This window comes from Rhizobium sp. MHM7A (assembly GCF_005862215.1).
GTDB classification, from domain to species: Bacteria; Pseudomonadota; Alphaproteobacteria; order Rhizobiales; family Rhizobiaceae; genus Rhizobium; species Rhizobium bangladeshense.
Genome location: NZ_VCHT01000050.1, coordinates 1 through 4,094, shown reverse-complemented (window position 1 = coordinate 4,094; position 4,094 = coordinate 1). Strand labels below are relative to the sequence as shown.

Here is a 4,094-nt window from a genome sequence, read left to right as displayed (position 1 = left end):
GCCGTGACCGGCGCAACTGCCTGACGTCACAAACAAGCGCCTTGTTCAGGCGTCCATGAAACAACGTGACATCGCCCCCCCAAGTATCCTTTGCCAAGGCTCGCAGGGTGTTTGATCTGACACAAGATGAGGGACATGTATATTTGAAGATATATTGGTGATACGCAATTTCAAATAGTGAAAATCAGTTTCATTCACCGATGACAGAGGAGCTACACCATATATTTTATATTATAATTCCAATACCTTTTCAGGATGGTGCCATTGACGTGCTACACGTCAGGTAGGGAGGAGAGTCTGTGTATGCTTCACGACCAGTTTGATGCCCCCACTGAAGAGAGTGGACAAGGAAGCAAGTCGGGACGAACTACGGACACCTCAGATCAATTATTGTTTTTCAGAGACGTCCGTCGCAGACCCCTCGGGGGGCTCTCATCGTCGCTGAAAAAGCAAGAAGCCGGAGCCAGATGGCCGATCTCTGCCGCAAGCACGAAATTTCAGAAGCTATGTTTTACAAACGGAAAGCCAAATACGGCGTCTGTTCATCCTACTTCGTTGGGATGGAGAGCCGTACAGTACCAATCGCGTCCACCGGATCCATCGCGAGAAAGGTCTTTCTGTCGGCAAACGTGAAGCCCGCTGCATGCTGTCGGCACGCGTGCGCCGATCCTGTCAAACGGTAGCTCACACCGCGCGACTTGGCGTATTCAAAACCGCCGGGGCTCAAGTTGCTGCTGGATGATAGTTCAGTCGCAGGTCACCGGATCAATGATGGCGGAGAGGCAAAGGTGAAGAACATCTCATCGAGACCACACTTCTCTTCAAAGCGAGCGCAAGCCGACATCACGGCGGCGGCAGAGGCATTCGCAGACGGGCATGTACTCGCGGGGCTTCTGGTCCACGAGTTTAACAATCTTCTAACGCCGATTATCGGCTATGCAGAGATGGCCGCAGACGCGTTGAGATCGGGATCGTCCTCGCGCATGTACGTCGAGCGAATTCGTGACGCTTGTGATCGAGCAAAACGCGCCGTTGAACGGATCCTGATGTCAGACATGGGGGATGAGGGATTCAGTAGCTTCGACGCCGCAGCGGCCATCAGAGAGATCCTCCCAGACCTGCATTTATGCATTCCGTCTTCTTGTCGGATTCAAACCAATCTTCCCAATCGCGCGGTCTGGCTAGACGGGAGAGAGATTACCCTACAACAGGTTGTGATTAATCTCTGCAAGAACGCTGGCGAAGCTATGAAGGCAGGCGGGACAGTTACAGTTAACCTTCGCAATGTTGAACAGATCTCTGCGCGCGACTTGTCTAGTGGACGGCTAGAGCGCGGCGAATATGCGCGGTTGAGTGTCTCTGACACAGGTCCTGGCATCTCCCCTTCGTTCTTAGAACGTATTTTCGATCCATTTTTTACGACAAAATCGAGGGAGGGCGGCTCAGGATTGGGACTGGCCTTGGTGCAGCGTGCCGTCGGGTCCTGGGGTGGTGCCATCGACGTTCACAGCAGTTTGGGCAAAGGCACTATTTTTGAATTGTTCTTACCTTGCAGCACCTGCTCGCTGCGGAGGTCTGAAAAGAGCGTCGGCAGAGGCCGACACTCGACGCAAAAACGAAATTAAAAGGGGCCCTGCGCGGCAGGGTACGGGAACGACCGGATGGCAAGATCGCGGAACGTCACGAAGATCCAGCTGTCTAGCTATCGGTGACACCGCGACAGCCACTCGGACTGCAGACGCCGCTCCAATTCTGCCAAAACCCACCTATCCATCAGGTGATGTCATCCGAGAGTGAACTTTAGAAGGATTTGCTACAATGTCCATTCAGGCTGCGCCAACGATTGTGATTGTAGATGATGACACCCACGTGGTTGCTATGGTATCTGACTATCTTCGGGAGAAGGGTATGAAAGTCCTTTCTTCGGCAACCGGACGAGGACTGCTCCGGTTTGTCGAGGCTAGAACACCTGATCTGATTCTCTTGGATCTTGTGCTCGGTTCTGAAGACGGGCTTCAAGTACTACGGGAACTTCGCGAACGATCTGACGTGCCGATAATTATTGCCAGCGGGCAGCGCAAGGAAGAGATCGATCGCATCAAAGGGCTCGATTTTGGCGCTGACGACTACGTTGCAAAGCCCTTCGGCCTTCGAGAACTTCTAGCTCGGATAAACGCCGTGCTTAGGCGCCAAGAGAGCGACTATAGCCGTCGGAAGCGAGTTGGGGTTACCTACCGGTTTGGTGGCTGGAAACTTCGCGCCAAGTCTCGCGAGCTCCATAATCCGAGAGGCGAGGCGGTTCGGCTGACTAAAGTCGAACACGCGTTGCTCGTGGCCTTCTTAGATAAACCTCAGATTCCGTTGGCTCGCGAGCATCTGCTACAATCAACTCGGGTTCATGAAGACATTTTTGACCGGAGCGTTGATGTTCAGATCTTGCGGCTCCGAAAAAAACTCGAATTGGATGCGAGCTCGCCACGAATGATATTAACCCAGCGAGGACGCGGCTATGTATTCGCACTTCCTGTCGAGAGAGATTAGGGCCTGTGGTTGGTGCACGGAACGTAGCGTTCTGAGCCAGGCAGAAGGCTTGGTGGAATCGGTGCTGCAATTGATGGGCTTAGCGCTTGCCGTCCCCGATCACACCACGCTGAGCCGTCGGGCGCACGCATGGCGATCTGCCGAGAAGCGGCACGGAAATCAGGTTCCACCTGCTGGACCGTTGCATGCTCTGGTGGACAGCACCGGCCGGCAGGTTTACGGCGCGGGCCAGTGGCTGGAGGAGAAGCATGGCGCCAGATCCCACCGAGGTTGGCGAAAGCGGCATCTGGCACTGGATGCCGCCAGCGGCGAGATCGTTGCCCATACCCTGACGGATCAGGATGCTGGCGATGTCTCTCAAGTTGCGCCACTCCTCGACCAGATTGGCGGTCCGATCGGACAGTTCACAGCCGACGGTGCTTATGATGGAAAACCTACATACGACGCAGTCATCGATCATAGCGCGGCGGCGGCTATCGTCATTCCGCCTCGCGCTAACGCGGTCGAGCCAAGCGACGATAGACCTCCCGGCCAACGGAACCGGCATATCGCCGCAATCAACAGTGACGGCCGGATGAAATGGCAGGTCTCTAACGGCTACGGCAAACACTCGCTGCTTGAGACGGCATCGGGCAATACAAGTCCATCATCGGGCGGCGTCTGCGGGCCAGGTCGCTGCCTGGTCAGCAGACCGAAGTCGCCACCGGCTGCGCCGTCCTCAACCGCATGCTTGGTTGCGCACACCCGAAAGCCGTCCGCCGCAAGGCAGCCACACCATAGTCAGCCGTTTCAAAGATCCCCATCCGTTCAGTTCCACATCCGTGCACCAACGCCAGGCGCTGCCGCTGATTCAGACATGGCGCAAGCAGGGATACATCCGTGGACGTCGCAGTGGATACTGCTGCAACCGTCGCCTCCGGCGACCGGTGCAAAGTGTGACTAAAAATACTTGGAGAAGCAAAAGTGTTTTTTGATACCCATTGGATTACCGGAGTCATGGTCGGTATCGAGATTATAGAGGATCCCGATTACATTCAAGTTATTGTTGATTTGGGAATTCTTCGCATAGCTATTACCAAGGAGCGGTAGTGTCTCTACGGCACTGAATTGCGCTCGCTAGTCTAGACTAAATGTTCGCCTGGGGACCGGGTGACCCGTCTCACAATATGCAGGTATCGTTGGCATCGTAAACTTAACGGATGAAAGGCCAGCGAAAGACGCCATCCGCAGATATCTTGACCTGATGTGGTGGACGGCCTCCGCTCCCGGCATCGCAATATGCCAAAGTGTGGCAGTCGAAGCCACATCAGGAGAGGCGTCCATGGAGAAGGTTACCACAATTGGTCTGGATATCGCTAAGCAGGTATTTCAGGTTCACGGAGTCAATGGTGCTGGCGCGATCGTGTGCCGCCGCGGGCTTCGCCGGGACGATGTCGTTGGATTCTTCAAGGCTTTGGTGCATGAATAGTTTCTGAACGGTTCGGCGATAGGCAAACAGGATCGCAATCAGCTTGATCCGAGTGCCATGCCGTACAAACACAACGCCGATCGCC

At 54.8% G+C, this 4,094-nt stretch carries 2 protein-coding genes and 3 pseudogenes; all 5 read left to right on the top strand.

The features are described from left to right. Positions 1-532: 532 nt before the first annotated feature. A pseudogene (locus tag FFR93_RS40150) lies at positions 533-672 on the top strand (IS3 family transposase); the annotation flags it as partial. A gap of 56 nt (positions 673-728) precedes the next feature. Beyond that, complete coding sequence (locus FFR93_RS40145) at positions 729-1,625, top strand: ATP-binding protein (protein ID WP_246661437.1); 897 nt, start codon at positions 729-731, stop codon at positions 1,623-1,625. 193 nt (positions 1,626-1,818) lie between these two features. Next, positions 1,819-2,541 (top strand): response regulator, encoded by a 723-nt coding sequence (locus FFR93_RS40140; protein ID WP_138397201.1) that lies wholly within the window; start codon positions 1,819-1,821, stop codon positions 2,539-2,541. A 31-nt stretch (positions 2,542-2,572) separates the two neighbouring features. Next, positions 2,573-3,321: pseudogene (locus tag FFR93_RS40135) on the top strand (IS5 family transposase); the annotation flags it as partial. Positions 3,322-3,862: 541 nt separating this feature from the next. Then, positions 3,863-3,991: pseudogene (locus FFR93_RS40130) on the top strand (IS110 family transposase); the annotation flags it as partial. Positions 3,992-4,094 lie beyond the last annotated feature (103 nt).